Here is a 26,960-nt window from a genome sequence, read left to right as displayed (position 1 = left end):
GGTTTATCTTGAGATAATTGGTTGGATTTGTGCTCGCTAAGCCTAGCAAGAGTCATTAAAATGGACGCAAATTCTATTTAAATGAAGTATTAACGTATGTCTTTACCTCCTTGTCCGCAATGCCAATCTGAATATGTCTACCCAGACCAAAACAACCTAATCTGTCCTGAGTGTGCTTATGAATGGAATCCAGAAGAAGAGCGTTTAGAAAGAGAAGCTACGCGTGTAAAGGACGTTAACGGTGCAGTGTTAGATACCGGTGATAAAGTCACCTTCATTAAAGATTTAAAAGTGAAAGGCAGCTCTAGCGTGCTGAAAATCGGTACCAAAGCAGTGATTCGACGTATCAATGAAGGCAAAGATCATCAGCTAGATTGTAAGCTTGATGGTGGCGGTGAAATGCTGGTGACTGCAAAGTACGTGAAAAAGCAGTAACTCTTCTTTCGGACGATTGTCGTAAATGTTCAATGCTTTTGGGTCGATATTGAGCATACTGACTGGCAAACAGAGTCAAACTCAAACGTTAGAGAATCAAGATGATCAGAGAATACAGCGCAGCCGACACCGAAACGGTCCTAAATATTTGGCTTGCGGCTTCTATTAAGGCACATAATTTCATGGCGCCTGAATTTTGGGAGTCACAAGTGGGCAATATGCGCGATATCTACCTTCCTGCATCACAAACCTACGTGTTCCAAGTTGAAGGGGAAGTTCGCGGGTTTTATTCACTTTATGAAGGGATATTGGCCGCGATCTTTGTCTGCCCTGAGCATCAAGGGTGTGGTATCGGGAAACAGCTCATGCAACATGCCAAGCTTGAATGCCCTAATTTGTCTTTGAATGTGTACAAAGAGAATCAAGCGACTATTGAGTTCTACCTTTCTCAAGGCTTTAACATCGTAAGTGAACAAGCCGATGAGCACACAGGGCACCAAGAATACACCATGCATTTAGCCTAGCGTTGGGCTTAGTGAATAGTCAGACGAGCAAGAGGTGTTGCGCTATCAGCTAGACCCAAAATGAACACTAAAGCATGGCACTTGCTTATATCGCTTATTTTCCGTTAGCGAGATTTTATTAAATTGAAGCCACCATTGATGGTGGTTTCTTTGGTTATAGTTCATCGATTATTGTTGGAGATATTTTGAAGTATTCGACAAGACCTGCTCAGTCATCAGATTATGAATTTCTGTTCGAGCTAAAAAAGGCGGCTGAATTTGAGCCAATCAAAGTGGTTTTTGGCTGGGATGAGCAAGTTCAACGAGATATACACGCCGAAGAGTGGGCAGAGGAAAGGCCTGAAATCATTGAGTATCAGGGCAAAGCGATTGGCAGTGTGTTGCTGCAAGACAAAGGTGACCACTTCTACTTTTGCCGATTCTTCTTGTTGCCTGAATATCATGGCAAGGGCATTGGTAGTCAAGTTCTCATCGATTGTTTAGCTCACGCAGACAGGCTCAGTAAGCCAGTTGAATTGTGTTATCTGCAAGGTAATCGCGTTGGAGAGCTGTATTTAAGGTTTGGTTTTAAAATCACTTCGCAAAACGACCAGTTTGTATATATGTGGCGTAAATAGACATTCATTCAAAATGATCACACCGTGTCTGTAACTTGATAGGCACCTGACACCCATCTAACGTAAAACCTTGTAAAGCTCCCTATGCTTGATGACTAAGCGATTACACTTAGAACATATCGAGCGTAAGGGAGTGTGCAATGAATTATTACCCGACTTCAAAAATCGTGGGTGAGCAAAGGTTTGGTTTTGGGCCTAGATTAGGTCAAACAGGCTATTATTCGCCTTTAGAACAGTTGGATAAAAAGCCATTTGTTCATCAGTCCATTCAAGCTTTACCCACAACTGAATCTATCCTTATAACCGTTGGTGAAAATCGTGAACAGCGAAAGAAAGCCAAGGGTGATGAGCAAAAGATGCAAGCAATGAAGAAAGAGGCGCAGTCTTTTCTTCGAACTCACTACCGACAACAAGCTCAAGCTCGCCATCTGCAAAGCGTTGAAACACCTTATGGTTTTCAAGAGCGCATCATTCAGTTTTGGAGTAACCATTTCGCCATTTCGGTCGACAATCGAAAGCTAATGCCCTTAGCTGCAAGTATTGAAAATGATGTAGTTCGCAAGCATTGGAATGGTAATTTCAGCGACATGCTGATGGCATCTTCAAAACATCCAGCCATGCTTTTGTATCTTGATAATCAACTTTCCATTGGGCCCAATTCCAAAGTCGGTAAGCGCCGTGATAAGGGGCTGAATGAAAACCTCGCTCGCGAAATTCTAGAGCTCCACACCCTCGGTGTTGATGGTTCCTATAACCAACAAGATGTAATTGCCTTGGCCAAAGCGATCTCGGGGTGGGGTATTAAATTCCAATCTCCAAATGCTGGTTTTCGATTCGCCAATAACCTCCATGAACCAGGCAGTATCACCTTACTTGGAAAATCCTACTCTCAATCAGGTATCTCACAAGGGGAGTCGTGTTTAAAAGCCTTAGCCACCCACCAAGACACAGCGAAACATTTGGTTGATAAGCTTTGCGAGCATTTTATTGGTGACACGCCTAAAGATCTCTCAGAACAAATGATCGCGACATATCTAAAAAGTAATGGTGAGTTACTGCCCGTTTATCGCTTGTTGCTGGGAAGCAAAGAAGCAAACGAACCCAAGCCCAATAGATTCAGACCACCGAAAGAGTGGCTATTTGCGGTACTTCGCAGTGCCGACATTCCTCTTAATGATAAGCAAGCACTGAACACTCTCAACACGCTAGGCCAACCACCTTTTAAACCGGGTTCACCTGCAGGATGGTCGGATCAAGACAGAGACTACAACAGCCCTTCGGCATTAACCCAACGTATGCAAGTCGCTAATCGGCTCGCCTCAATCGCGATAAAGTCGGCTAAAGCGTCTGGTACAAAACCAAAGGCGGTAGTGGATAACGTTATCGCAGCTTTGTATGGCGATGCGATTGATGAACATACTCAAATTGTATTGAGCAAAGCCGACAGTGCTGCAATGCAACTTTCCCTGTTGTGGTTAAGCCCACAGTTTCAATATCGTTAGGAGTGGGTATGAAAAAGACAAACGGTTCGCAGAGTATGAAGTCGCCGAGTGATGAGCCACACGATCACAGCCTGCAAAGTATTAATCGACGCCAGTTTATGGGTATGGCCGCTGCCGTTGGTGTGAGTGCGATGTTGCCATTTCCAAGCTTTGCCAAAACACGTTCAGACAATATCTTTGTTTGGATCTCACTGCGTGGCGCGATGGATGGGTTAAACGTTGTGGTGCCTCATGCTGATCCTGATTACGCAGATCTAAGACCGAATATCGGTTTGAAGCCCGATCAGCTATTGAAGCTAGACAGTTTCTTTGGGTTACACCCTTCGCTTAAAAGTTGCCATCAATGGTATGAAAATAAAGAACTTAGCTTTGTTCACGCGTGCTCAACCGCTTATCGTGAGCGTTCTCATTTTGATGGACAAAAGATATTAGAAAACGGCACTTCCGACCCTTTTAATACAGAAGGGTGGCTTAACCGTTTGCTCACGCTGAGCTCCGAACAATACGATGGAATCGCAATTGACTCAGGCCTGCCGCTCATCATGCAGGGTGAATCTACCGTGGCAAGTTGGTATCCAAACCGCTTAAAAACACGTGATAAACAAACAGAGCTACTTGAAGAACTCTTCCAAAGTGACCAGATGCTATCAGCTAACTTTGAAAGCGTCATGAAAATCGATGAGTTGGTGGGTGACCAAGGCGTTGGTAAACAATTTAAGTCATTGATGAGTAAAACTGGCGACATCTTATCTGCTGATAACGGGCCAAACATCGCAGCATTAGAACTCGGTGGTTGGGATACCCATGCAAATCAAGGCAGCGTTAACGGTAGGTTGAGTAATCAACTTAAAACTTTGGATGCAGGGTTAGCGGCTCTGAAGGAATCGTTAGGGTCACGCTGGAATAACACGGTGATCATCGCCGCCAGTGAGTTTGGTCGAACAGCTAAGGAAAACGGCACAAAAGGCACCGATCATGGCACTGGTAACGTCATGTTGGTTGCTGGTGGGGCAATGGCTAACAAGGATTCAAGCATATCGAGTTCAAGCGAATCTGGAGGCCGAGTTATCGCAAACTGGCCGGGATTAAGCCAAGGGAATCTGTACCAAGGGCGAGATCTCAAACCAACCACCGACATGCGAGGCGTAATCAAAGGCGTGTTGAATCAGCATCTGTCGATAGAAGAAAAGCAACTCGACACCATCTTCCCTGATAGTGAAATGGTAAAGCCACTGGAAATCATTTAGTAGGGCGTTTCTCTTAACAATTAATGGAACTTGGGAGTAGATTTGATTTCGTTTAACCGAGATATGATCTGCTCTTCAGTTTGCTTGATCCAGTCATAGCGTTTTGTGTACAAGCGGCGTTTAGTCTTTTTTAGTGCGTCGGTATCTTTACGAATAGGCTTAATGGGCAAGAAAAACCAATGTTTATCGACCAAAGCTCCGCCATTTTCAGTCCACAACGTGTCGTAATCAAAAGTTATAGATCCACGTTTAGAACCGATATAGCGTATCGCTTGGTAGATATGACCTTTATTCGAAACAGCTAAAATTTCATCAATTTTCATATAATTAGCAAACATAATTGCAAGTTCAACCATGAGTGACTTCGGTCTTAGTCCGTGCAATGAACGCGTCAGTTCTTTGGTCTTCTCTTGGCTGTTGGCAATACGCTTGTTTGTACCTTGTAGACAGCCGATGTGCATGGTTCGACCCCCATTGTTATCAGAGACATTAAAGGTGACCGAGTAAATAGTCAGCCCGGTATTGGCCTCGACGAGTCTGATCCCCAGGGAGCCTTCACGAGACTCCCCCGAGAAAGTCTCAATTCTGAACTCATCTCCATTCCTGTCTGAAAAGGTTAGAAGTTCTACGTTAGAAAGGTGCAAATGCACTGTATTTGAACCAAATGTTTGTTCTAAAATTTCGAAGTGAGAATGCAGTAACGAAGCTCGTGCTTTAGGCTTGATGCCAACACAGATAAATGGTTTTAACGGCTTTTCAAAGATTTTGGGATTCTGCTCTAACAGGTTTGATAGGTTGTTTTTCTCTTTAAGCTGACGCACCTTGTGAATGATCTTTGGGTTCATAACGCCCCATAGTGTAAAACGCATATTTTTCTTGATTCGGGTTAAACCTTTGGTATTTGGGTGTACAACATTTGAAAGCTCAACGATTTGACGAAAGTTTTGCACGTTTACCTCGACTTAGAAAACAAAAAAAGCATTGTTGTAAATAAAGAACGATGCTCCATAAAATGATAAGTAGGTGTTAGTGAAAAAATCGTGAAACCTGATCACGTTGGTTTCTTTAAATCAAGATAGCTAAACGCGATTAGGGAGAGCTTGCTTGGAGGGGAGATAAATAAGAGAACTGTCAGTATTCTTATAAAATAATGCCAAACATATCAATGTTTTATTAATTGGCGTTTTCGGTTTGATTTTTTAATGATAGGGTCGCCGAATAATTATCTTGATAAGAATAAAGGCTTTATATGAAATATTTTCTGCCAATGGCTTTGGTGGCAAGCTTAACGGGTTGTATGACGTTACCTCATAATGCGTCAAATACTCTATCTGCTCCTCATGGAGATGGAGCTATAGGTATTACTACAAAGATCATTAAGGTTGGTAGCGCTTATCCGTGTGATACTTTTTCGATTTTAATGTACGAAAAGATTGGCGAGGAACTGGCTCAAGAACCGGAGACGTTGAGAATGACAGTCTACGAAGATCTAGAGTACGTATTATTTGATAATATCAAGCCAGGTAGTTACGTTGTTAAAGAAGCGCGCTGCAATGTTCCAAGAGGGACCGTTGTCGACGGATACAAACGTTACCACTCTATCGAAATGTCGAGTGAGTATACAGTTAAACCCAACACATTGACTTTAACTGATGACCTAATTTTTGCCGCTCAGGAAACTGAGAAGGACTTTTATTTTACAGTTGAATCAAGTGAAGAAGTTTCAATTTATCTTGAGGGTCTGCTTACGCGATCAGAGACCATCAATGAAGAATGGAACATAGAAACGCCTAAGATTCAGCAGCTCTAATCGTTAGTTGCCTTCAAATTATTAACTGCTTTACAACCGGTTAACTGAGCTGAAAATTGTAAATCAACTCAATGGCATAATGTGCCATTGAGTTGTTTAGTTTTAGCTTCTATTTAAGACTTAACCGCCAACAACGCTCCGAATGTTACCAATCCAACTCCACATGCTTGATTGAGCTTCTTCTTGGCTTTCAACAAGTGTTTTTGCAACGTATTTGAAGTAAATAACATTGCGACAATTCCGAGCCACAAGCCGTGAAGAACAATCATGTAAAGCCCATAACCGAGTGCGACATGTTGGTTTGCAGCGTCAGGTGAGATCACTTGGCTGAAGATACTCAAGAAGAACAACATGGTTTTTGGGTTGAGTACGTTACACAAAAAGCCTTGGGCTAAGTAGCGCCAGATACTGATGTTTTGCGTCGTTCCTTCCATAGGTGCGAGTTTGCTGTCTGCGCTTAGGATGCCTTTTGTGCCGAGGTAAATAAGGTAAGCGGCCCCTGCGTATCGAATGATGTCGAAAAGCTGCTCATTCTGTGAGATTAAGTAACTAATGCCTAGCATCGAATAACTGATGTGAACACAAATCGCTAGGCTGACACCTATTGCAGTCCAAATACCGGCTTGTCTTCCTTGATTAACGCTGTTCTTCAAAACCAAAACGAAATCAGCTCCTGGGCTTATGACAATCAATAGTCCTAACACCGCTAAGCTTAACCACTCCATAAATACTCCAACTCTCTTATTTGATGAGCCGCCATTGTATGGTTTTTAATTGCTGCCTATAATCGAAATGAATTCCATTAAACTGTGAGAAATAATCACACATGAGGCATCTTAAAGCATTTCATGTTTTCCATGTCGCAGCTCACTCTACGAGTTACAGTGAAGCGGCAGAAAAACTCAACATTACCCATGGTGCGGTGAGCAAACAGATCAAGGTTCTGGAAAACCATCTGTCTCAAACTCTGTTTTATAAGCAGGGTCGTAATGTGTGTTTGACCAAAGAAGGTGAGTTACTCAGAGGTTACACAGAGCAAGCGTTTCAGGCGTTGGGTACAGGCGTCCAAAAGCTCAACCAACTCAACAACCATGCACTTGAGGTGTCGTGCGAGCCAACATTAACTATGCGTTGGTTGATGCCACGTTTAGGGGATTTTTACGCTGAGTCGGGCATTGATGTTCGTTTGTCTACAGCTGGTGGGGCAGTGAATTTAGATGCGACTGGCCTCGATATGGCGATTCGCCGAGATGACTTTAAATTAACCGAAAGTTACGAACAGATACCGTTAGTCGAAGAGTGGGTAGGCCCTGTGTGTTCCCCGGATTACTGGCAACAGGTAAAAGATAACTTAGGTGATGTGAAATTACTGCACAGTACCACGCGACCTGATGCTTGGAGTGATTGGGGAGCCATCACTGAAGACACAGTTAATAGCGGAGAGCTGTCAAAAGCTGCTGCGAACCAAACATTTGCACACTTCTATTTTTGCTTTCAGGCGGCTGTCGACGGGTTAGGCATAGCGCTTGGGTCTTATCCACTTATCGCCGATGATATTGAAAGAGGTAACTTGATCGCGCCGTTTGGATTTGTACCTTCTGGCCATCAGTACATGTTGCTCACGCAAGATAGCAATCAGGACGAGTCAGGTAATTCTTTCGTAGCTTGGTTGAAGAGCGAGTTGTCGCAGTGTATTCCAGTTATTAAAAACAAATAGTTTCCTTACGTCAGAAGCTAGCTGCCTCTTGATGCAGAATGTTTAGCAAGTGCATGAGGCGGAACACCAAATGCTTTCTTAAATGCACTGGTGAAGTTTGAAGGGTGTTGATAACCCGCTTCATAGGCGGCTTCGGTGATTGATACCAAGCCTCGTTCTAAATGTTGGCGCGCTATATCTAAGCGTCGGTGTCGGATATAACCGTTGATCGTCAGGTTGTAAGATTGTTTAAAGCGGCGTTGTAAGTTAGAGATACTCATTGAGAATCGACCTGCGATGCTTTCAAGGCTGAGTGGTTTATCCAAGTTGATTTCAATGTAGCTGATGATGTCTTCTATCTTAGCGTCGAACCCTTTTTCAGCCGAAACTTGGTTATCGTTTTGGTCAAAGCCAACGTTCTGATCCGTGCCGTTTGGACTAGGGTTAATGTCCTCAGATGCGCACTCTTTGCAACATTGAATCGGCATCTGCGACAAGGTTTGAGCTAGTAACTGCTGGGTTAACGTCTCTACGACAAGCTTATCTTGGAAGTTGGTCGGTGTCGCTTGGCTAGTGAGTGTATTGGCGAGTTGAATGATGTCAGCGTTAAACTGCACATCGTAAAACGCCTTGTGTGAATCTAAGAATGATTTGCTTGAACAGTGGTCACTTAAACGTGGTTTTACCCATTGTGGCTTAACCAAGATATTGATCTTATTCATCTTATTATCTTGAATCAACGAGCGCCTAAAGTTGGCAGGTTTAGCTAAGTTGACTACCACGCCTTGCGGCCCATTACTGGCATCGAGATCGAACTCAAGATCGTCGTAGCCAAAGGTGAGTTTCCCTTCGAGAAGAATGGTAATCAAGATTGCGGAGTGGGCCGTCGATACAATATTGCTGTCGACCAATTCAATACAGCGGCCGCCATGCACAAAAATTTGGTCATTGTATTGATAAGAAAGGAATTTACCTTCAGCAAGCGAGGTCTGCTTGGTTTGACCTTGTGTCACAATGATCTGCTTTTCAGTCTGTTCTAGCTTTTTGGTTAGAGCGACTTTTTTCGTTAACACAGCTTTCTTGTTTAACTCGACTCTTCCAGTTATAGCCGTTTCGGCAAGTTTAGTTTGCTCTGACGCTACTTCACCCATTTGACCTTTCCTCATAACAGCTATGCGTTTTCGCATAAGCAAATCATCTGTGCATTTATAAACTACAACTCTATCATGTTTGCGAATTATTATCATTTACATCTAGGATTGAATTATGGAAAGCCCAGTCAGCTCAACAATCAAGCTTTCAACCCTCTGTATTGCTATAGCCAGCGCGTTTAGCAGCCCTGTGATGGCAGAAGAGAGCACATCGCACTTTGATGAAGTCGTGGTGTGGGGAACGAAGGTATCCAGTAACACCGAATCTATCATTGCCGATGACATGTCACTTAAACAAGCAGACCATATGTCGGATTTACTGCGTGAAATTCCCGGTGTTGATGTTGGGGGAACGCACTCGGTCAACCAACGAATTACCATCCGTGGCTTAAGCGAAACTGACTTAGATATTCGACTCGACGGTGCTTCTCAGCACGCGAACATGTTCCACCATATTGGTAACCTCACTCTTAACCCAGACATTTTGAAATCGGCTGATATCCAAGTGGGTAATAACTCGGTCACGCAAAATGGGTTAGGCGGTTCCGTGCTGTTTGAAACCAAAGACGCAAAAGACCTGCTTCGTTATGACGAGAGCTTTGGCGCTCGTGTTTATGGTGGCTATGCCACCAACGCAAGCCAGCAAGGTTCATTAACTGTGTATGGTTTATTGTCGGATAACGTCGATGCCATGCTCTACAGCCACTACATGAGCCGTGATGATTTTAAAGACGGTGATGGAAATGAAACCTTTGGTTCAGAAGGGGATGTATACAACATTCTCGGTAAGATTGGTTTCGAGCCGAGTGACTTACACCGTTTTGAGCTCTCTTATGATCTCTACCGTGATAGTGGCGATTACAGTCCGCGTCCAGATATGTCAGGTGGTGCGAATGAAGGCTTGTCTAACGATATTCTCATTCCTACCGATTATGACCGTGACACAATAACGGCTAGCTATGAGCTACGAGGTGAAAGTCATAAGGGTAACGTTACTCTGTATAACACAGAGACCGAAATTCAGCGTGATGAAAGCGTTATGGCACCACGTTGGCCATCGAATCGCTTGTCTAACAACACTGCGAAGAACCAAAACTTTGGCTTGAATGCTAAGTTCCAATCGGACTACCGATTAATGTCGTTTGATAACATCGCGACCTATGGCTTTGACTACATGGACAAGTCATCGAGCAGCTATTACGGCAGCAGTAAGTTTATGGACGAGTCAGCAATTTCTACCGCACTTTTTGTTGAAGACCAGTTCTACTTTACTCAAGCTTTTTCTATCACCGCAGGTGTGCGCTTTGATGATTACCAGCGTAAAGCTGAGACAGGAAACGACGACTTTGACGACGTAACGTGGTCATTGGCAACACAATGGGATGTGACTCAAGATTGGACCTTATTTGCGAGCACGCGCTCGTTGTTCAAAGGCCCAGAGTTGATGGAAACCTTTATTGCTTACCAAGACGTCGCGTATCTGGCGGACGATATCAAAGCTGAAACAGGGCAGAACACACAAGGTGGCGTGCGTTTTGATAAGCGTATCGATGATCATTTCGTTGGTGCTAACCTAACCGTGTTCCAAACCGATATTGATGATTACATTACTGAAGAGTACCAGGCTGCAAGCCAGAGTTACTTGATTTACAACTTGGGTGATGTCGAGATTAAAGGCTTCGAGGCAAGCTTGTCTTACGGCTACGAGATGTTTAACAGTAAGCTGTCTTATGCGCGTTCAGATACTAAGAACAAAGACACAGGCGGCGCTGTCGCGGGTGGCAATGGTCGCAGTATTGATATGGGTGACAGCATCACGTTGACTCTGGATTATCAGTCTGAAGCGCTTGAAACGATCTTTGGGTGGAACTCGATGTTTGTTAAAGACGAAGACAATGTATTCGATGGTCAGCCAATTAAAGAAGGTTACGACGTACATAACCTTTACGCTCAATGGGTGCCATCAAATGTTGACGGACTGTCTGTTACCTTTGGTGTCGACAACGTGTTTGATGAGCAATACTCCTCACACGCATCTCGTTCAGGCACAGCCAGAGGCTTTACCTTGGATGACTATGAACCTGGCCGTAACTACAAGCTTTCTGCCGCTTATCAGTTCTAGGACAGGTTTAAACTCATAGGTTTGGTTTGAGCGATAAACTCACGGTCGTAGGGATCCGCAAAGTTTATCGTTCTAAATTGAAGTTATCCGTTTAATGCATTCGTTTTAGTGAAAAGAAAAGCGCCTCTCGAGCAAGGAATCGAGAGGCGCTTTAGTTTATGATTGTTTGAGCAGCTAACCAGGCTCCACAATACTATTCAATTGGCAGAGACAATACACCACCATTGAGTTCGACTTGGTTTAGCCATTCTGTTGGAATCGCTCCGTCTTCTTCATAGAAGCAAGCCGCTAATACCGCGCCAATCACAATTGCACGTCCACAACTATCACCACCACATAAGATATTGTCTCGAATGCCTTGTTTAAAGCTCTGAGCGCCAGCAATAATGCGAATCAGCAGCGGGAACGCGGCACTCAATTCACAATGTAATCCGAACTTTTTCGCGGCATCTGTTATTGAAAGCTCAGGCTCTGCGAGGGCTGCATCGATTTGATCGTGTATAAACTTACTGCAGGTTTGTCGTACCATTTCTACCGATTGAAGTGGAGAATTACCTTGTATCGCGGCTTGAATCAGTAGAGTAATAGCTTGTGCCCACTCTACCGCTTTATCATTATTGTTAGTGACTCGAACCGCACTCTCGACCATAGCCGGTAAGGTGTGAGAAGTGTAGGTACATGCCACCAAAGGAATAAGCTTTGAAACCGCAGGTAATTGGGTGTCATCAGCGCCACAAGCTGTGATTGGAGCATCTGCTAGCTCTAGTTGATGTATGTTCAGCAAGCTCATACGAGTCGCCTTATCAATGTAACCTTGCCAACTGCCACCAAAATCAAACCAGAAACGGAAGTGCTTAATGTAACTCGCTTCGTCGTAGTGTTGATTGTCGACTAGGCTATCGACCATCGCCAATAACTGAGCACCGTATTGCGATTGATCGCCAGCGGTTTTTCCTTGGTGGGCAAAGTAGCCTTTGTCTTGATAATCGAACTGGTTGGGTGAGCGAAATTCTGGTTCAAAGCCCGCCACATGTAAGATCCTCTCTTGGTCATACAACCAATGCAGCCCCATGGAAGCGGCGTCTCCAACCAATGCGCCAACAACGGCGTAAAAAGCTCTTTCTTTATGATTGTCCATGCTGAGTGAAGTCCTTGAGAAGATCCAATGGAATTTGATACTTGAAGTATAGTGTCTAAATGATGGGGTTGCTGTGTTTCAGTAGAGAGTTTTTAAGCAATTAATCCTGACTGGTCAATGGGTTAAACCAATCAGGATAAGTGGATGAATATTATGAATTAGGTGGCTATATTGGCATCTAACAGGCGCTTGAATACACGTCTAAATGAACAATGATACTAGCGGTTAAGATAAACACTCGATCGTTGTTCAATGACTTTGAAAATACGTGAAAGGGTGAAACATAACGCAAAGTAAACCGCGCCAACAATCAGCCAGATCTCGAAGATCAAACCGGAAGAGTTTGCCATTTCAGTGCCAACAAACGTCATCTCTTGAATCGAAATCAGCGACACAATCGAGGTATCTTTTACTAGAGAAATTGCCTGACCCGCTAAAGGTGGTGTAATCGCGGTTAATACCTGTGGGCCAACCACATATCGATACTTAGAGAATGCAGACAACCCTAGTGAATCAGCTGCTTCCCATTGGCCTTTAGGAATGCTTTCTAAGCCAGCTCGGATAACCTCAGCGATATAAGCGGAAGAGAGCAGGCCAATACAGATAACGCCAGAGGCTAAGTTTTCCCATAGGTTTGCAGGCCCGAAGAGGAAATCTTGAATAGCGTTAATTTCACCATTGTGTTCACGTAGAAGGGTTTCTAAACCGAGCAAAGGGATCAACTGGTTAGACACAAAGAAGTAAAAGATAAACACAAACACCAATGGTGGGATATTTCGAACCAACTGGATGAAAAGCAGCGCCGGTGTTTTGAATAAAGCGATCTTAGAGTGTCTTGCTACCCCTAACAGTGTGCCGAAAGAGAGCGCTAACACCATGCTCCATAAGCTCAAACGCAATGTTGCGACCAAGCCTTTGAAGAAATAAGGAATACTGCCTTGAGAAGGTGGAATGAAGATTAACGTGAACGCGTCTTCCCATCGCCACTGATAGTTAATACCGACAGCAGAGCGATAATACAGCCAACCTGCGAACGCACAAATGATGGCAAACAACACTCCATCTAATAGATTGAGGCGTTGATACCAAGGCTTCGTGTGAAGGTTGGGCTTGGGCGTTGATAATGCGCTAGTACTACTCACGTCATTCCTGTTTAAACAATGATAATTAATGTGTTGTGAGAGTGGGCTATGAGTTTATAGCTATCTCGGGTGTTTCTTAAAAGGCAGTACCAGTAAGGTACTGCCTTGATTGGTTATTTAGCGTCTAATTAGCTGTCGATTATTGACCTTGAGCAATCTGGTCTTGCCAATCTAGAGTAGAGAACCAGTACTCGTAACGCTCTTTCAACCAACCGTCTTCAGTACGTGCTTTGATCCACTCGTTGAAAAACTCAGTTTTGTCTGTTTCACCAAGGCGCACAGCAAATGCTTCGTTACCTTTTGACAGGCGCTCTTCAAATGGAATGAATAGCGTGTCTGCGTTTTTGATCGCTTCGTGCTCTGGTTTCGGGCTAGAGGCGATAACCGCGTGTGCATTGCCGTTTAGCACTTCTTGGAACGCTTGAGCATCGTCATCGAACTGAAGTACTTTTGCTTTCGGGAAAGTTTCACGAGCCACTTGAACCGTGAATGCGCCGCGACGCGCTGCAATTTTCACACGACGAGAATCGAAATCAGAGATCTGAGTAAAGCCTTCAGCTAGCTCTTTATTCGCTGCGAGTTGAACGCCTGAATGAGAGTAAGGTTCAGTGAACAGAACGCTTTTAGCTCGTGCTTCAGTGATAGACATACCGCCGATGATTACATCAAACTTGTTCGAGAGTAGAGAAGGAATAATGCCATCCCACGCCGTCGGTACGAACTCAACTTTCCAGCCTGAATCTTCAGCTAGGCGTTTTGCCACATCGATTTCAAAGCCAACAAGATCACCTTGTTTGTTACGCATCGCCCAAGGTACAAAAGTCGACATACCAACACGCAGAGAGCCACGTTCGTTGATTTTATCTAGGTTAGGCGTTTCAGAAGCAAGTGCAGGCAAACTTACGGCAAGCGCAAGTAGAGCTGTAATTGCGGTTTTAAAGAGCTTCATGCTGATAAATCCTTATTGTGTTCGCCAGTTAGCCCCGAGCTTATGCTCAAGCCAAGCTGCAACGGCAGAAAGTGAAAGTGTAAGTGCGAGATAAATGATCGCCACAGAGAACCAGATCTCAAATGGCATCGCGGTTTCAGAAACTATGTTTCTGGCTTCGGTTGTCAGGTCGAAAATCGCCATGACACTGACAATCGAAGAGTTTTTGATAAGAGAGATAACTTCATTTGTCAGAGGTGGCAACGTGCGTTGTATCACTTGAGGAAGAATCACATCCCAATAAGTATAGGTCTTTGATAAGCCCAAAGATTGAGCTGCTTCAAATTGTCCTTTCGCAATGCCATTTAAACCGGCACGAAATATCTCGGCGGTGTAAGCCCCTTGGAAAAGTGCCAAGGCTAAAACAGCCGTGCTAAAGCGATCCAGCCCTAGTACGGGGCCAAACACGAAATAGAGCAAGTAAATCTGTACTAATAACGGCGTATTACGAATCAACTCTACATAGCTGGTGGCGAGGGTACGACCAACCACGGAATTAGAGTTGCGTAACAGGGCTGTGGTTAAACCAATAATTAGCGTAGCGACCAAAGAAATCAAAGAGATATTGATGGTAACGAGTAGTCCTTCCATCAATTCTGCAGGCCACCATTCACCGTCTTCATAAAAGGCGATGTAGTCGGGCACGCGTTCCCATTGCCAGCTGTATCCCATGGCTTGAGCGCCAGAATCGAGGATCCAGATAACCGCAGCCGCGAGCACAACAATTTGTACCAATGCGGATAGGGCAGGTTTTACAATTTTAAGCAGCATCAGTAAGTCAGAATCTGATTTAGGAACGCTTGAGTACGCTCGTGTTGAGGATTCTCGAACAGGCATTGTGGTGTATTGGATTCCACGATTTGTCCTTCATCCATAAATATGACACGGTCAGCAACACGTTTCGCAAAACCCATTTCGTGTGTCACACACACCATGGTAATCCCTTCACTTGCTAGCTCAACCATCACATCAAGCACCTCGTTGATCATTTCCGGATCAAGAGCAGATGTTGGTTCATCAAACAACAGCAGTTCAGGCTTCATACAAAGAGATCGAGCAATCGCAACACGTTGTTGTTGGCCACCAGAAAGTTGAGCTGGGTACTTATTCGCTTGCTCGGCAATGTGCACACATTCGAGATAATGCATAGCCGTTTTCTCTGCTTCTTCTTTGCTTTTCTTAAGCGTACGAATTGGGGACAGAGTCAGGTTTTCAAGCACAGTAAGATGGGGGAATAAATGGAAGTGCTGGAACACCATTCCGACTTGACCTGGCGTGTGGAACTTGCACGGAAGCGTTTGTTCTAGCACGGAAAGCTCGCCACTTTCGAAGGGTTCTAGCTGATTGATACAGCGGATCAAGGTTGATTTACCTGAACCTGACGGTCCGCAAATCACCACTATCTCTCCCTGTTCAATATTTAAATCGATATCCTTTAGGGCATGAAAATCACCATACCACTTGTTAAGTGACTTAAACTTAACCATTTCCTTGAGATTGTTCAAATCGTTGTTCATACCTAGTAAAGAGACAGGTTTACCTTAACAATATAGAAATATGATTGCACATAAAATTAGGGACTTATGAGAATTTAATAGCATCTTGTAGGGCAAATAAAAAGCAGCGCCCGAAATGGACGCTGCTTTTGATATACGTAGGGCCAAAGTATTTGGTTCAGTGTGATGCCATAAATCTTGTTTACGGCACTTCACTTGTTCAAATTGTCTTTGTAATTCTATGTTGTTCGGCTTTGTTTAAGCTTTAGCGAGCTTAGTGAATCGCAGACTCTAGAATCTCACGTGTTTTCTCTAGCGTGATTGCTTGGTTCTCACCAAGTTGCAGGTAACCGTGTGATTCAAGTTGAGCAACAACGTTGTCGATTGCTTCCGCTTTAGTTGCTTGGTAGCCGTCGAACATAGTTGCAACGTCTAGGCTGTGGTAGAACGCTTCGATTGCATCGATAGTGCGCTCTGCCAAGTCAGCACCCGCTTCTAGGCCAAATACGTTACGACCCATTTGCTCTAGCTTGCCACGCTTCGCTTCGATTTGGTTACGAAGTAGTGAAGGTTGAACAATCGCAAGAGAACGTGCGTGGTCTACGTGCCATAGTGCTGTGAACTCGTGGCCAATCATGTGAGTTGCCCAATCTTGAGGAACACCCGTACCAATCAGGCCGTTAAGCGCTTGGTTTGCTGTCCACATTAGGTTTGCACGCCATGCGTCGTTGTCACGCTCGTCGTATTGCTTACCCAGTACAAGTAGGTTTTTCAGCAGTGTTTCAGCGTAACCATCTTGAACCATCGCATCTGTTGGCATTGTGATGTATTGCTCACACACGTGTACCCAAGCATCGACTAAACCATTCACTAATTGGCGCTCTGGTAGAGACTTCATTACATCTGGGTCCATTACCGCAAACTTAGGCTGTACTGCAGGGTTAAGGAAAGCCAGTTTCTCTTGAGTCGCTTTACGAGTGATTACCGCACCCATGTTAGATTCAGAGCCTGTAGCAGGAAGCGTTAACACCGCGCCGATTGGCGTTGCTTCTGTTACTTGGTGTTTGCCCGCTAGGATATCCCAACCGTCACCGTCGTATTTAGCCGCTGCAGCCACATACTTAGAACCGTCGATTACCGAACCACCGCCAACAGCGATAATGAATTCTACGTTTTCTTCTTTAACAAGAGCGACGGCTTTGTCTAGCGTCTCTTTCGTTGGGTTTGCTTCAACACCAGAAAACTCAATCCAAGCGTGATCTTTAAGAGATGCGACTACTTGGTCGTAAACACCATTGCTTTTGATTGAACCGCCACCGTAGATGACAAGTACTTTCTTTGAAGTATCAACCGCTTGGCTGATAGCGTTGATTTGGCCTTGGCCGAAGTGAATTACTGTAGGGTTAACATAAGTAAATTGCATTGTAGGTTCCTTGTGTAAAGCTAGATTTTTATTTTGATTTATTGCTCAATTTCTATATTTGCATATTAGTACAGGAATTTAGGGTGGTGAAGGGCAGTTCCTCCAAATTAATTGCCTATTTCTACAAACTTGTTATTCTTTTTGGGCTTTTGTGCAAATACACTCCGCACCTTGAATGGAATATCACCCGTTATGAATACACTCGCTCAGTTAATGCAGTCTTACGTTGAATACAAAGGTTGGGATGATCTCGAAGGGATCAGAGAAACTGAGATCGAGGGTGTCTGGTTTTACCGAAGCAGTGGTGGTAACCAGCGCCAACCTTTTACCTATCAGTCTGGCATCATCATGCTCGGGCAGGGTAAAAAGAACATCTATATCGGTGAAAGGCCTGTTACTTACGCCGCGGGCGATTACCTCGTTGTTGGTGTGCCAATGCCATTAGAGTGCGAAGCCTTACCTGTCGATGGGGAACCCTTACTTGGTTTGTCTATTAACATTGATTCTCAGCGTTTACACAGCTTGGTGAAAAAGCTGGAAGACCAAGGATTTCTCGAAAGTTACTGCAACAAACATAAGCAGAACTCGAGTGGCTTAGAGTCGACCCCTATGGAAGATAGGATGTTAGAAAGCTTTACTCGACTTATCAAAACCCTGCACTGCGATATCGAAGCCAACATATTGGGCGATGCGCTTGTTAGCGAAATTGTTTATCGCGCATTAACCGGTTCAGAAGGGCGTGTGTTATTCGATCTTGCCCATCACGACGGCCATTACGCACGTGTTGCCAAAGCACTGTCTAAAGTCCATGAAGAGTATGACCAAACCATTACCGTTCAATCGCTAGCCGATGAAGCGAACATGAGTGTGTCTGCTTTTCACAATGCTTTCCGTAACGTCACCTTTGAATCACCACTTCAATACTTGAAAAAGGTCAGGCTCAACAAAGCCAAAGAGTTGATCCAGTTAGAAGGGCTACGAATCAACGATGCCGCACGCCGAGTCGGCTATTCCAGCCCATCTCAATTCAGCCGAGAATTTAAGCGCCACTTTAATACCACCCCTAGAGCTGTTTAGCCTTTACTCAATACCTATGTTCCGAAACGTGCGGCATTTAATCTATGTAGATCATTTCTGTACTCTGTTAAAAATCAAAGGAAAACCTAGCCTAAATCACTGTTATTTAAATACTAAACGGCATACTATCAAGTAAGTAAAAATAACCAGATAGAAAAGTCTTCATTTTATGCGGGAACTATCTGTCTAATAGCCATTGAGGCTCATCTTTGATGAAGGAACACTTATATGACTTTGAAGGCTGCATGGGCAGAGATAAGATCTGCAGAACGTGCCTTAGGTGATATGCAATCTGCCACCAGTTTTGAAATTTTTGAAGAAGAATGGCGAGATTTTCTCAATTGTTTAGAAAAAGTATGGAATAAAACTGAAAGAGGTTGTCAACAATTTCAAAATAAGTTTCAACCATGGCAAGGTCAGTTCACGAGAGATCGCAAAAAAGACCAACTGCTTAAATACTTGAAGCAAGCCCGTGACGCTGATAATCATTCAATTCAAGAGGTGACCGAGATTAAGCCTGGAAGCAGAACAATGAATTTTGCTAACGGTAAAGGTGGTTACATTAAAGAAATGCGAATTGTTAATGGCGAAGTTGTTCATTTCGAAGGTGACCCTATGATAGTAACAGATCATCCACCAACGGTTGTTGCGCTCAAAGTAAAAAACTCAGGTAAATGGTACAACCCTCCACGTGAACACCTAGGACAATCTTTGAAGTCAATACACCCAGTTGAAATTGCCACTCAAGGTCTTACTTATTACACTAAATATGTAGAAGAAGCCGAGGCTAAATTCTTTTCTAGCAATCGCTAAGAGATACAATGGCGTCTATGGCTAGTCTTGACGCCATCTTCATTTCAGAAAACAACACTTCTTAGTATCACAACCACCTTTCTCACCCAGTTACCCTAAACATGTCGCTTGTTTAATTATATGAGTAAATGTATCTAACCATGGGCTTTGTCCGATTTTTGGTATTTGATTATCGAACATATTATTAACTTACTCGTATAAAATAGCCTCTTAAAAATAATTAGTTAAATAGCTTAAGAGTTTATGCAGGATATTTTATTAGTAGTTCAATGGTTCTGATAATAAGGCTGTTTTATTGTGAACAACCTATCAAACTGCATCTAAATTTCGTAAATTACTTATCACACTACTTGAGAGAGTATTCAGGATTATTGAATAGTTTAAAAATTAAAGAGAATTTAGCAGTTGATAAAGCCAAATGTGACGGATAATTAGTCGTGTGATGACTAATTATTCTATAACCTGCTGATTTATAGTCACCTTAGAGTCTGACAGGTATCACGTTTACCCTAAAATAATTCACTTAACATGGCGCTACTTTAATCATTCTTTCCAATACGGTTGTTCAACATAAACACGTATTCCTATATTATTAAAAGGATAATTTCGATGAGTAGCGATATCATTAAAGTTTCAAGAAATACTGAAAACGCACCAACAAATTCTGTATCTACACAAACGGTCGCTTTTTCTCATTATAATAACTTTTCAGCTCAATTACCTGTCGACCCTAAAACAGGTGAAGTTGTGATTGGTGATATTAAAGACCAAGCAGCACAATGCTTAAATAATATTAAGGCTATTGTTGAAAGCATCGACCATGTTATGGATGATGTTGTGAAGATTAATGTTTTCGTTAAGAATATTTCTGATATCGATGCTATCGATGAAGTTTACAAAAGCTTCTTCCAAAACATTCTACCTACACGCACTGTTGTGGGCGTAGCTGCGCTTCCAAACAGTGACGCTTTAGTTCAAATGGATGCGCTTATTTCAAACGGCGAAGGCACTAAACCACAAGCACCTTGCGCGCTGGTGAAGGTATCAAGGAATACAGATAACGCGCCTCAAAGTGTTGTCTCTACTCAGACAGCGGCTTTTTCTCACTACAACAACCTTTCAGCTCAATTGCCTATCGATGTAAATACAGGTGAGTTGGTTTCAGGTGGTATCACAGAACAAACGACACAATGTTTAACAAACATTAAAACGATTCTAGAGAGCATCGGTCATGTTATGAATGATGTGGTTAAAACCACGATTTACCTTAAAAATATTGAAGATGCAGAAAAGGTAAATGAAGTTTGCGCTAAGTTCTTCCCAAGTTATGTACCAGCGCGAACGATTGTTAATGCCGCTGAACTACCAATGGGCGCTTTAGTTCAAATCGATACGTCTGTTTCACACGGCGATGGCACACCGCCACAACTGCCAGAAGATACTCGCTTACTGGTTATTGAAGCTAATAATACGGTTGATGCGCCATTTATGCCTTATTCGCACACCGTTGCTTTCTCTCACTACAATCATATTTCTGGTCAACTACCTGTAGATCCGAAAACCAATGAGGTGGTTGCTGGTGGCATAAAAGAGCAAGCTGAACAGTGCCTACAAAATATTAAGGCGATCATTGAAAGTGTTGACCACAGCATGGACGATACGGTGAAAATTAATATTCAGCTTAAAGATGTTTCAGATATTGATGCGGTGAACGAGATCTACACTACGTTCTTTAATGCTGACTTACCGGCAAGAACGGTGGTAGGGGTTTCAGAGATTCCTATGAATGCTTTAATCCAAATTGATGCCGTCGTTTCTAACTGCGAAGGCACACCGCCACAAGACGTTTTTGCTTAATTCACTGAACCCAATTTGAATATAGCGTTCCAATGTCGGCTCTAACTTCTTAACAAGGAGTTAGAGCCGAATCTGTGAATAGCGAGCCCCATCTCAAGATATAAACCTATCGTTAAGCCTCACTACACAATTCACTCTAAACAAGCTTCTGCCAACGTATGGCGTTTATTGATGTGAAGTGTTTTAATATGAAAAACAGACGCTTAACGTAAGAAAACCAGTTTATGCAATTTCGAGTTATTTTAATGTTGTGCCTAGCTATGATGGGGTGTTCATCCAATCAAGTGTTAGCACCCGACCCAATCAGTATCACGTTGTTTTATGGCGATACATCGATCTCCGCAGGTGTGCTAGAAGATAAAACATTTAATTCTGTACTCGCGGACAGGGTTGAAAGTGTGACTTTTTCGGGTTCAATTCGGAAGCAAGACTCTGGCTACTTGGTCGATATGCTCGTTATTCGAGAAACGAAAGAGCCACGCTCAACTCGACAACTAAACACGTCACTTCATATGAAAACTGGAGAATTAGTGGACGTGGGTGGTGTGAATAATGATGTTTTTAGGGTAATCCTCGAGTGACAAAACTCAAGTGTTCAATTAATCTGAATTTTTGCTTTACCTCAACCTTACTTCAAGTCTTAAGCTTCTCTTAATCATTGAAAAGGAGCTTATTATGCAAAATAACTACGTAAAAGAACTTGCCGTCAAAACTTATCAAGAAGAGCTTCAAAAAGAGTACGTAAAATCCCAAGCTCGCCCGTTTCATGCCCCTAGCTTTATAGGTGGCATACTGTTGTCAGTCGTGTTGGTTGGCTTGTTTTAATTTATGCAGGATCTTTGATCCATTACCAACTCTCAACATCTCTATTTGATGCACTTTAATGCATACGGCACAATCGCTTAGATTGAATTGTGACGCTAATGTCGAGAGGAAGTATGGCAAGTCCTAGAGTTTTAAAGGCGCAGATTACTGATATTACCTGTGGTGAGAATGTCACTATCATCGAGCCAAGCAACCTTTATGGTTGTGAGCTTAAAGACGATGTGTTCATTGGCCCATTTGTCGAGATTCAAAAGAACTCCGTGATAGGCGAGAGAAGTAAGATTCAGTCTCACACCTTTATTTGTGAGTATGTGACTATCGGAAGTGACTGCTTTGTTGGGCACGGTGTGATGTTCGCAAATGACTTGTTCAAAGAGGGTAAACCAGATCCAAACCCAGACAACTGGGGACGCACCGTTATCGAAAATAACGTTACCATTGGCTCCAATGCGACAGTATTAGCTGTCAGCATTTGCGAAGGGGCAGTGATTGGAGCGGGTAGTGTAGTGACCAAAGACATCACTGAGAAAGGTATTTATGCAGGCAACCCTGCTAAGAAGTTAAGAGACTTACCTTAGATTCAGAAGACAAGCTGAGATGTATGAATCATAAGGTGCGGCTTTTTAGATAAGCATCAGAGTATTGATTATGGATATATTTTTACACTTACTTCACCCACGCGATGTCAGTGCTTTATTAGAGTTTGAAGTTGAAAATAGAGAGTGGTTTGAGCAATTTGTCCCAGCTCGGGAAGACCGTTTCTATTCCAATGCGGGTGTTGCCGAGCAAGTCACGAACTTTCTAACAGAGTATGACAATAGCGAGATGATTCCTATGTTGATCAAAGACGCTAATGGCACTATTTGTGGGCGAATCAACGTCCGTGATATCGGCCTCAACGGTGAAAGTGGAGAGTTAGGCTATCGAGTTGGTCGCTCATTTGGTTCTAAAGGTATTGCGTCTAACGCAGTGAGGAAGTTACTTATCTACTTAGCCGAGCACTCTTCACTTAAATATGTTGATGCCTATGCGTTAGTGGGTAATGTCGGCTCAAATAAAATCTTATCCAATACAGGCTTTGAGTTAGTTGGGCCTGTAGAGAACTACGCTGTATTCAAAGGGGAAAATCAAGACGCCAATTACTATCGTAAAGCGTTATCTGTTTAAATAATTTTCTCAACATCACTCATATTCTGAAATAAGGAATTATTATGTTTATTGTTTCTCTCGAATACCAAGTGCCGATGGAAGAGGTAGACCGCTTCATTCCTGAACATGTTAAATTTTTGAATGAACAGTATGAATTGGGGTATTTTCAGCTGTCTGGGCGTAAAAAACCTCGAACAGGTGGAGTTATCTTATCTACGCTCAGTAATCGAGAGCAACTAGATGCGATTCTTACTCAAGACCCATTTCATCGAGAAGGTATAGCTAAATACGAAGTTATCGAGATGCTACCAACGAAAGCTTCAAAAGAATTTGAGTTTTTGGTTACATAACCGTCGTATATCGGCAACTCCTTTTACGATCACTGAGATAATGAGTGTGGTAAATATACGTTCACATGAATTGCAGAGTGAACAATACAGAGATCAGTTTATGAACATTGTGACAGTCTATAGTGGTAATCAACAGGTATACGCGAATCTATATCAGGGTTATGCCGCCGAGTTTTCAAAGATCATCGGAGATAAGCCAGACGAGTATGGCTTGTTTGAGATTTACCCTACGCTTGGTGAGACCGTAACGGGTTACTTACTCTACATTGATGGAGTTCCTGCTGCGTTAACCGCCATTGAAACCAAAGCGCCAAACGAGTTTGAGATCTGTGATTTCTATGTTGTGCCTTATTTTCGGAAAAACAAAGTAGGGAAATGGTTTATCTGTGAGCTGTTTGAACATCTAAAAGGCAGTTGGGAAATCAAGCAAGTACTGGGAGCAGAGCATGCAGTTAAGTTCTGGAGAGAGGTCGTTAATGACTACACATCAGGTAACTACGTGGAAGATCAATATCAGGACGAAAAATGGGGTTTGGTAACGCGACAATGCTTCAATCACGATGCTAATGCAGAGTAAAACTTTATACATCAGAAGCTGGCAGCGTCCTTCTAGCCAGCTTCGAGTCTTTTTATTTCAAGGTTTAAGGTTACTTCTAGTTACGGCCACTTATAGATTTACGGTTACTTCTGAGGTTTGTTACGTTCGATTACGCTAATAGCGATCGCCAAGAACAGGATGTCTTTTACTAGGAAGAAGTTAGTGACTAAGATGCCATCCGATACTTTCCAAGCATTTGGCGTTGTAATTAGGAAGCTGAGTGTCACAACAAAGATAGCCGCTGCAGCAATGCCTGAATAGAAAGCAACTGTCGGTTTCTTAAATCCAACGATCAATCCAATCGCGACAATGATCTCCGCGCCACCCACCATGTTAGACACAGCTTGCACTGATAACAGATTGTAAAGCCAGTTCATTGCAGGATGATTTGCGATTAACGGTTCAATGAGCATCGCTTCGGTTGGCGTAAACTTGTAAATACCAATCCAAGCGAGCACTAATGCTACGCCAACTACTCCAAGGTTATATCCCACATTAGTCTGTTTTAAATCATAGGTTTGAACATGCATAAAAGTACTCCATTTAATAAAATCCCTGAATATGACCGCACGAGTACAAAATTAATTTCGCTGTGAGAATAATACTTAATCTTTTTAGCAAGCGCAGGTTAGAGAATTCATGAATCAAGCCAAAAAGTGGTTGGTTGCAAAGGAGAGGTTTAAGGTGGGAAAGGCCCGTTCTAATTTTTGTTTTCAATATAATGAATTTGGATTAGATTACGCTGACGTAAATCCTAATTATAAGAAGAGAATCGTTCGTGAAAATCCATAGAATTAACCCGACCAAACGTTGGTCTGATGTCACTGTATTTAATGGCATCGCAAGCTTTGTTGAAGTACCAGAGACGGATACATCGGCAGGAATTAAGAGTCAGGTTCAACAAATTTTTGATCAAGCTGAAGAAATGATGAGCTTGGTCGACAGCGACAAATCTCGCGTATTGTCAGTGACTATTTACCTAACGGATTTCGCTAACTTTGATGCACTAAATGAAGTTTGGGAAGCGTGGTTCCCTGAAGGCTGCGCGCCAAGCCGCGCATGCGTGAAAGCAGAACTTGCTAACCCTGAACTATTGGTTGAAATGTCATTCATGGTTGCGGCGGGTGAAAAGTTTCAATAAGCCGAACTATCGGTAGAAATAAGCTTCGTCGATACAGGTAACGATCAGATAAAACAAAGCCACTCAGGTGAATCACTTGAGTGGCTTTTTAGTGTTCTAGGCTATCCGAAACTAAATCGGATTAAGCATTAAACGAGACCTTGATCTCTTGCCATCTGCTTCGCGATTTTCGGTGCGTGCCATAGACACGGCAGCAAGATAAACGATACAGGAACGGCTGTGATCACAATGAACGACTGTAGAGCAGAGATGCCGCCAGAGCCCATCGAGATAAGTGCAATAGCTACCGCACCCATGATGATACCCCAGAAAGTACGTACTGTTGCGTTCGGCTCTGTTGTGCCCGTCATTACCACACTGATTGTGTAAGTCATTGAGTCACCTGTCGTCACGATGAACGTAGTCGTCAGGATAAGGAACAGAATCGCAATCAGAGTAGGGAACGGCAGTTGCGCAGTAATTGCTAGAAGAACTGCTGGAAGGTTGAAGCCTTCGAACGCGCTAGAAATCACGCCTGGGTTCTCTAGTTCAAACGCTAAACCACTACCACCGACGATGCTGAACCAGAAACACGTTACAAGCGGTGCAACGATGCTGATAGAAACGATCATTTGGCGAATGGTACGGCCACGTGAGATACGAGCAATGAAGATTGCCATCATTGGGCCGTAGCCTAAGAACCAACCCCAGAAGAATACCGTCCAGCCACCTAGCCACGCCGTATCTTGGCGGTAAAGCGCCATTGGGATGAAGTTATCAACCATTTCGCCCATGCCTTGCAGGTAACCGTCAACGATGAAGCTCGTTGGGCCAACAAGAAGGATGTAGCCGATTAGACACACAGACAAGATGATGTTGTAACGGCTTACTAGTTGGATACCTTTATTCACGCCGCTCAAAGCAGAAAGCGTGTACATAGCGATGGCAAAGATAATAACGACACTTTGAGTTGCAAAGCTGTCTGAAATGCCAAACAGTTCGCTTAGCGCGTAGCTGATTTGCAGGCCAAGGAAGCCGATAGGGCCGATAGTACCTGCGGCTACAGCGACGATGCTGCATGCGTCGACTACGTTACCCACCCAGCTGTTAATAGCCTTATCGCCAAGTACTGGGTAAAGCAGAGTACGAGGCTTAAGAGGAAGGCCTTTGTCGTAATGCAGATGCATTAAGACGATAGAAGACAAGCCACCTAAGATTGCCCATGCAAGGAAACCCCAGTGCATGAAAGATTGTGATAGAGCATTAAATGCCATCGCTTGAGGATCAGCGTTGCCATAAAGTGGCGGAGCTGAAACAAAGTGAGCAATAGGCTCTGCTGCTGCCCAGAACACACCACCGCCAGCTAGCAGCGTACATAGGACGATAGACATCCATTTAAAGGTGGTCATTTCAGGGAGGGCAAGCGTTCCTAAGCGAACGTGGCCTGTGCGTCCTAGTGCAAGCACTAAGCCGATGATGAAGTTAAGTAGTAATAGGACTTGCCAGAAAGCACCGAACCACTTAGTTGAGTAACTAAAGCCGATGTTAACAAGTTCGGACAACACGGAGGTGTTGGTGAAAGCGAGGATGACAAAGAGGGTTAAAAAACTACCACTAAGCCAAAAGACTGGGTTTCCGAGTTCCAGTTTTTCACCCAAAGATTGAGCTTTATTGAAATCGATAGAAGTAGATTCTGCGTTGATGTTTTCGTTGGCGACTTGCGTCAAGTTGGACATTATTTCTTCGCTATATTTGGCTCTTTCAAGCCTATGTATTTCTCCCACACTTGCATAGAAATGTGAGGTTCGTCAAAAAAGCCGCCGATACTAACACATTTGTTATCAAAAAGTGGGCGAATTCTAAAAAGAACATCAAATCGA

General features: G+C 43.4%; 30 protein-coding genes. 19 read left to right on the top strand and 11 right to left on the bottom strand.

Translation table 11 applies throughout. The features are described from left to right. The first annotated feature begins 96 nt into the window (after window positions 1–96). The 5 genes from L0992_18070 to L0992_18050 all read left to right on the top strand — a co-directional run bounded on the left by L0992_18070 (window position 97) and on the right by L0992_18050 (window position 4,325). Window positions 97–435, top strand: coding sequence for a PhnA domain-containing protein (locus L0992_18070; protein ID XGB69937.1), 339 nt, complete (start codon window positions 97–99; stop codon window positions 433–435). A gap of 101 nt (window positions 436–536) precedes the next feature. Then, window positions 537–959: an N-acetyltransferase gene (locus L0992_18065; GenBank protein ID XGB69936.1), complete on the top strand. Its 423-nt coding sequence runs from the start codon at window positions 537–539 to the stop codon at window positions 957–959. 185 nt (window positions 960–1,144) lie between these two features. Next, window positions 1,145–1,576 carry a GNAT family N-acetyltransferase gene (locus L0992_18060; GenBank protein ID XGB69935.1) on the top strand — a complete coding sequence of 144 codons (432 nt, stop codon included), beginning with the start codon at window positions 1,145–1,147 and terminating at the stop codon, window positions 1,574–1,576. A 140-nt stretch (window positions 1,577–1,716) separates the two neighbouring features. Next, on the top strand, window positions 1,717–3,078 hold the full coding sequence (locus tag L0992_18055) for a DUF1800 domain-containing protein (GenBank protein ID XGB69934.1): 1,362 nt from the start codon (window positions 1,717–1,719) through the stop codon (window positions 3,076–3,078). An 8-nt stretch (window positions 3,079–3,086) separates the two neighbouring features. Then, window positions 3,087–4,325: a DUF1501 domain-containing protein gene (locus L0992_18050; protein XGB69933.1), complete on the top strand. Its 1,239-nt coding sequence runs from the start codon at window positions 3,087–3,089 to the stop codon at window positions 4,323–4,325. A gap of 20 nt (window positions 4,326–4,345) precedes the next feature. Here L0992_18050 and L0992_18045 read toward each other — a convergent pair whose 3' ends face one another. Next, complete coding sequence (locus L0992_18045) at window positions 4,346–5,275, bottom strand: VirK/YbjX family protein (protein ID XGB69932.1); 930 nt, start codon at window positions 5,273–5,275, stop codon at window positions 4,346–4,348. 299 nt (window positions 5,276–5,574) lie between these two features. On the opposite strand from L0992_18045, the gene L0992_18040 reads away from it, so the two are divergent. Continuing rightward, a complete protein-coding gene (locus L0992_18040) occupies window positions 5,575–6,135 on the top strand; it encodes a hypothetical protein (protein ID XGB69931.1) in 561 nt (186 codons plus the stop codon). 113 nt (window positions 6,136–6,248) lie between these two features. Here the strand turns inward: L0992_18040 and L0992_18035 are convergent, their stop codons facing one another. After that, window positions 6,249–6,860: a LysE family translocator gene (locus tag L0992_18035; protein ID XGB69930.1), complete on the bottom strand. Its 612-nt coding sequence runs from the start codon at window positions 6,858–6,860 to the stop codon at window positions 6,249–6,251. Window positions 6,861–6,961: 101 nt separating this feature from the next. On the opposite strand from L0992_18035, the gene L0992_18030 reads away from it, so the two are divergent. Then, a complete protein-coding gene (locus L0992_18030) occupies window positions 6,962–7,852 on the top strand; it encodes a LysR substrate-binding domain-containing protein (GenBank protein ID XGB69929.1) in 891 nt (296 codons plus the stop codon). Window positions 7,853–7,869: 17 nt separating this feature from the next. Here L0992_18030 and L0992_18025 read toward each other — a convergent pair whose 3' ends face one another. Beyond that, window positions 7,870–9,078, bottom strand: a complete 1,209-nt coding sequence (locus L0992_18025) for an AraC family transcriptional regulator (protein XGB69928.1) — start codon at window positions 9,076–9,078, stop codon at window positions 7,870–7,872. 19 nt (window positions 9,079–9,097) lie between these two features. Here L0992_18025 and L0992_18020 point away from each other — a divergent pair, with 19 nt between their 5' ends. Beyond that, window positions 9,098–11,104: a TonB-dependent siderophore receptor gene (locus L0992_18020; GenBank protein ID XGB69927.1), complete on the top strand. Its 2,007-nt coding sequence runs from the start codon at window positions 9,098–9,100 to the stop codon at window positions 11,102–11,104. Between the two features lie 193 nt (window positions 11,105–11,297). On the opposite strand, the gene L0992_18015 is transcribed toward L0992_18020, so the two are convergent. The 6 genes from L0992_18015 to L0992_17990 form a co-directional block, all read right to left on the bottom strand. Continuing rightward, window positions 11,298–12,242 carry an ADP-ribosylglycohydrolase family protein gene (locus L0992_18015; GenBank protein ID XGB69926.1) on the bottom strand — a complete coding sequence of 315 codons (945 nt, stop codon included), beginning with the start codon at window positions 12,240–12,242 and terminating at the stop codon, window positions 11,298–11,300. Between the two features lie 218 nt (window positions 12,243–12,460). Further along, complete coding sequence (locus L0992_18010) at window positions 12,461–13,384, bottom strand: amino acid ABC transporter permease (protein XGB69925.1); 924 nt, start codon at window positions 13,382–13,384, stop codon at window positions 12,461–12,463. A gap of 139 nt (window positions 13,385–13,523) precedes the next feature. After that, window positions 13,524–14,333 (bottom strand): transporter substrate-binding domain-containing protein, encoded by an 810-nt coding sequence (locus L0992_18005; protein XGB69924.1) that lies wholly within the window; start codon window positions 14,331–14,333, stop codon window positions 13,524–13,526. Between the two features lie 12 nt (window positions 14,334–14,345). After that, entirely contained in the window at window positions 14,346–15,143 is a 798-nt protein-coding gene (locus tag L0992_18000) for an amino acid ABC transporter permease (GenBank protein ID XGB69923.1), read from the bottom strand. Then, on the bottom strand, window positions 15,143–15,859 hold the full coding sequence (locus tag L0992_17995; protein XGB70373.1) for an amino acid ABC transporter ATP-binding protein: 717 nt from the start codon (window positions 15,857–15,859) through the stop codon (window positions 15,143–15,145). The genes L0992_18000 and L0992_17995 overlap by 1 nt, the downstream gene beginning before the upstream one ends. A 283-nt stretch (window positions 15,860–16,142) precedes the next feature. Next, window positions 16,143–17,291, bottom strand: a complete 1,149-nt coding sequence (locus L0992_17990) for an iron-containing alcohol dehydrogenase (GenBank protein XGB69922.1) — start codon at window positions 17,289–17,291, stop codon at window positions 16,143–16,145. Window positions 17,292–17,483: 192 nt separating this feature from the next. Here L0992_17990 and L0992_17985 point away from each other — a divergent pair, with 192 nt between their 5' ends. The 9 genes from L0992_17985 to L0992_17945 all read left to right on the top strand — a co-directional run bounded on the left by L0992_17985 (window position 17,484) and on the right by L0992_17945 (window position 23,939). Further along, a complete protein-coding gene (locus tag L0992_17985; GenBank protein ID XGB69921.1) occupies window positions 17,484–18,368 on the top strand; it encodes an AraC family transcriptional regulator in 885 nt (294 codons plus the stop codon). A gap of 228 nt (window positions 18,369–18,596) precedes the next feature. Further along, window positions 18,597–19,181, top strand: coding sequence for a hypothetical protein (locus L0992_17980; GenBank protein XGB69920.1), 585 nt, complete (start codon window positions 18,597–18,599; stop codon window positions 19,179–19,181). Between the two features lie 609 nt (window positions 19,182–19,790). Continuing rightward, a complete protein-coding gene (locus L0992_17975) occupies window positions 19,791–21,038 on the top strand; it encodes a Rid family detoxifying hydrolase (protein ID XGB69919.1) in 1,248 nt (415 codons plus the stop codon). A 224-nt stretch (window positions 21,039–21,262) separates the two neighbouring features. Further along, on the top strand, window positions 21,263–21,619 hold the full coding sequence (locus tag L0992_17970; GenBank protein ID XGB69918.1) for a hypothetical protein: 357 nt from the start codon (window positions 21,263–21,265) through the stop codon (window positions 21,617–21,619). A gap of 94 nt (window positions 21,620–21,713) precedes the next feature. Beyond that, window positions 21,714–21,863, top strand: coding sequence for a hypothetical protein (locus L0992_17965; protein XGB69917.1), 150 nt, complete (start codon window positions 21,714–21,716; stop codon window positions 21,861–21,863). Window positions 21,864–21,976: 113 nt separating this feature from the next. After that, window positions 21,977–22,441 carry an N-acetyltransferase gene (locus tag L0992_17960; protein ID XGB69916.1) on the top strand — a complete coding sequence of 155 codons (465 nt, stop codon included), beginning with the start codon at window positions 21,977–21,979 and terminating at the stop codon, window positions 22,439–22,441. A 70-nt stretch (window positions 22,442–22,511) separates the two neighbouring features. Beyond that, a complete protein-coding gene (locus tag L0992_17955) occupies window positions 22,512–23,030 on the top strand; it encodes a GNAT family N-acetyltransferase (GenBank protein ID XGB69915.1) in 519 nt (172 codons plus the stop codon). A 44-nt stretch (window positions 23,031–23,074) separates the two neighbouring features. Continuing rightward, window positions 23,075–23,362, top strand: a complete 288-nt coding sequence (locus tag L0992_17950) for a YciI family protein (GenBank protein XGB69914.1) — start codon at window positions 23,075–23,077, stop codon at window positions 23,360–23,362. A gap of 100 nt (window positions 23,363–23,462) precedes the next feature. Next, entirely contained in the window at window positions 23,463–23,939 is a 477-nt protein-coding gene (locus tag L0992_17945) for a hypothetical protein (GenBank protein XGB69913.1), read from the top strand. A 104-nt stretch (window positions 23,940–24,043) separates the two neighbouring features. Here L0992_17945 and L0992_17940 read toward each other — a convergent pair whose 3' ends face one another. Continuing rightward, entirely contained in the window at window positions 24,044–24,490 is a 447-nt protein-coding gene (locus L0992_17940; protein XGB69912.1) for a YkgB family protein, read from the bottom strand. A gap of 109 nt (window positions 24,491–24,599) precedes the next feature. On the opposite strand from L0992_17940, the gene L0992_17935 reads away from it, so the two are divergent. Together L0992_17935 and L0992_17930 are read left to right on the top strand one after the other, a co-directional pair. Next, complete coding sequence (locus L0992_17935; GenBank protein XGB69911.1) at window positions 24,600–24,752, top strand: hypothetical protein; 153 nt, start codon at window positions 24,600–24,602, stop codon at window positions 24,750–24,752. Next, on the top strand, window positions 24,739–25,101 hold the full coding sequence (locus tag L0992_17930; GenBank protein ID XGB69910.1) for a RidA family protein: 363 nt from the start codon (window positions 24,739–24,741) through the stop codon (window positions 25,099–25,101). Before L0992_17935 ends, L0992_17930 begins: the two co-directional genes overlap by 14 nt. A gap of 128 nt (window positions 25,102–25,229) precedes the next feature. Here the strand turns inward: L0992_17930 and L0992_17925 are convergent, their stop codons facing one another. After that, the gene (locus tag L0992_17925) at window positions 25,230–26,816 is read right to left on the bottom strand and encodes a BCCT family transporter (GenBank protein XGB69909.1); all 1,587 of its coding nucleotides are present in this window, start codon (window positions 26,814–26,816) and stop codon (window positions 25,230–25,232) included. Window positions 26,817–26,960 lie beyond the last annotated feature (144 nt).

The sequence above is a fragment of the Vibrio pomeroyi genome (genome assembly GCA_041879425.1).
In the GTDB taxonomy this organism is placed as follows: domain Bacteria; phylum Pseudomonadota; class Gammaproteobacteria; order Enterobacterales; family Vibrionaceae; genus Vibrio; species Vibrio pomeroyi_A.
Note: the sequence above shows the minus strand (reverse complement) of the source record. Positions and strands in the feature narration are given on the sequence as shown.

Bases quoted from the DNA above. Each gene is read 5' to 3' on its own strand.
- L0992_17925 (XGB69909.1), bottom strand. From the start codon at position 26,816: ATGTCCAACTTGACGCAAGTCGCCAACGAAAACATCAACGCAGAATCT.
- L0992_18025 (XGB69928.1), bottom strand. From the start codon at position 9,078: ATGATAATAATTCGCAAACATGATAGAGTTGTAGTTTATAAATGCACA.
- L0992_18070 (XGB69937.1), top strand. From the start codon at position 97: ATGTCTTTACCTCCTTGTCCGCAATGCCAATCTGAATATGTCTACCCA.
- L0992_18030 (XGB69929.1), top strand. From the start codon at position 6,962: ATGAGGCATCTTAAAGCATTTCATGTTTTCCATGTCGCAGCTCACTCT.
- L0992_18055 (XGB69934.1), top strand. From the start codon at position 1,717: ATGAATTATTACCCGACTTCAAAAATCGTGGGTGAGCAAAGGTTTGGT.
- L0992_18050 (XGB69933.1), top strand. From the start codon at position 3,087: ATGAAAAAGACAAACGGTTCGCAGAGTATGAAGTCGCCGAGTGATGAG.
- L0992_17965 (XGB69917.1), top strand. From the start codon at position 21,714: ATGCAAAATAACTACGTAAAAGAACTTGCCGTCAAAACTTATCAAGAA.
- L0992_17935 (XGB69911.1), top strand. From the start codon at position 24,600: ATGAATCAAGCCAAAAAGTGGTTGGTTGCAAAGGAGAGGTTTAAGGTG.
- L0992_18000 (XGB69923.1), bottom strand. From the start codon at position 15,143: ATGCTGCTTAAAATTGTAAAACCTGCCCTATCCGCATTGGTACAAATT.
- L0992_17975 (XGB69919.1), top strand. From the start codon at position 19,791: ATGAGTAGCGATATCATTAAAGTTTCAAGAAATACTGAAAACGCACCA.
- L0992_18020 (XGB69927.1), top strand. From the start codon at position 9,098: ATGGAAAGCCCAGTCAGCTCAACAATCAAGCTTTCAACCCTCTGTATT.
- L0992_17970 (XGB69918.1), top strand. From the start codon at position 21,263: ATGCAATTTCGAGTTATTTTAATGTTGTGCCTAGCTATGATGGGGTGT.
- L0992_18015 (XGB69926.1), bottom strand. From the start codon at position 12,242: ATGGACAATCATAAAGAAAGAGCTTTTTACGCCGTTGTTGGCGCATTG.
- L0992_17980 (XGB69920.1), top strand. From the start codon at position 18,597: ATGACTTTGAAGGCTGCATGGGCAGAGATAAGATCTGCAGAACGTGCC.
- L0992_18035 (XGB69930.1), bottom strand. From the start codon at position 6,860: ATGGAGTGGTTAAGCTTAGCGGTGTTAGGACTATTGATTGTCATAAGC.
- L0992_17985 (XGB69921.1), top strand. From the start codon at position 17,484: ATGAATACACTCGCTCAGTTAATGCAGTCTTACGTTGAATACAAAGGT.
- L0992_18005 (XGB69924.1), bottom strand. From the start codon at position 14,333: ATGAAGCTCTTTAAAACCGCAATTACAGCTCTACTTGCGCTTGCCGTA.
- L0992_18065 (XGB69936.1), top strand. From the start codon at position 537: ATGATCAGAGAATACAGCGCAGCCGACACCGAAACGGTCCTAAATATT.
- L0992_17945 (XGB69913.1), top strand. From the start codon at position 23,463: ATGAACATTGTGACAGTCTATAGTGGTAATCAACAGGTATACGCGAAT.
- L0992_18040 (XGB69931.1), top strand. From the start codon at position 5,575: ATGAAATATTTTCTGCCAATGGCTTTGGTGGCAAGCTTAACGGGTTGT.
- L0992_17955 (XGB69915.1), top strand. From the start codon at position 22,512: ATGGATATATTTTTACACTTACTTCACCCACGCGATGTCAGTGCTTTA.
- L0992_17995 (XGB70373.1), bottom strand. From the start codon at position 15,859: ATGGTTAAGTTTAAGTCACTTAACAAGTGGTATGGTGATTTTCATGCC.
- L0992_17950 (XGB69914.1), top strand. From the start codon at position 23,075: ATGTTTATTGTTTCTCTCGAATACCAAGTGCCGATGGAAGAGGTAGAC.
- L0992_17940 (XGB69912.1), bottom strand. From the start codon at position 24,490: ATGCATGTTCAAACCTATGATTTAAAACAGACTAATGTGGGATATAAC.
- L0992_17960 (XGB69916.1), top strand. From the start codon at position 21,977: ATGGCAAGTCCTAGAGTTTTAAAGGCGCAGATTACTGATATTACCTGT.
- L0992_17990 (XGB69922.1), bottom strand. From the start codon at position 17,291: ATGCAATTTACTTATGTTAACCCTACAGTAATTCACTTCGGCCAAGGC.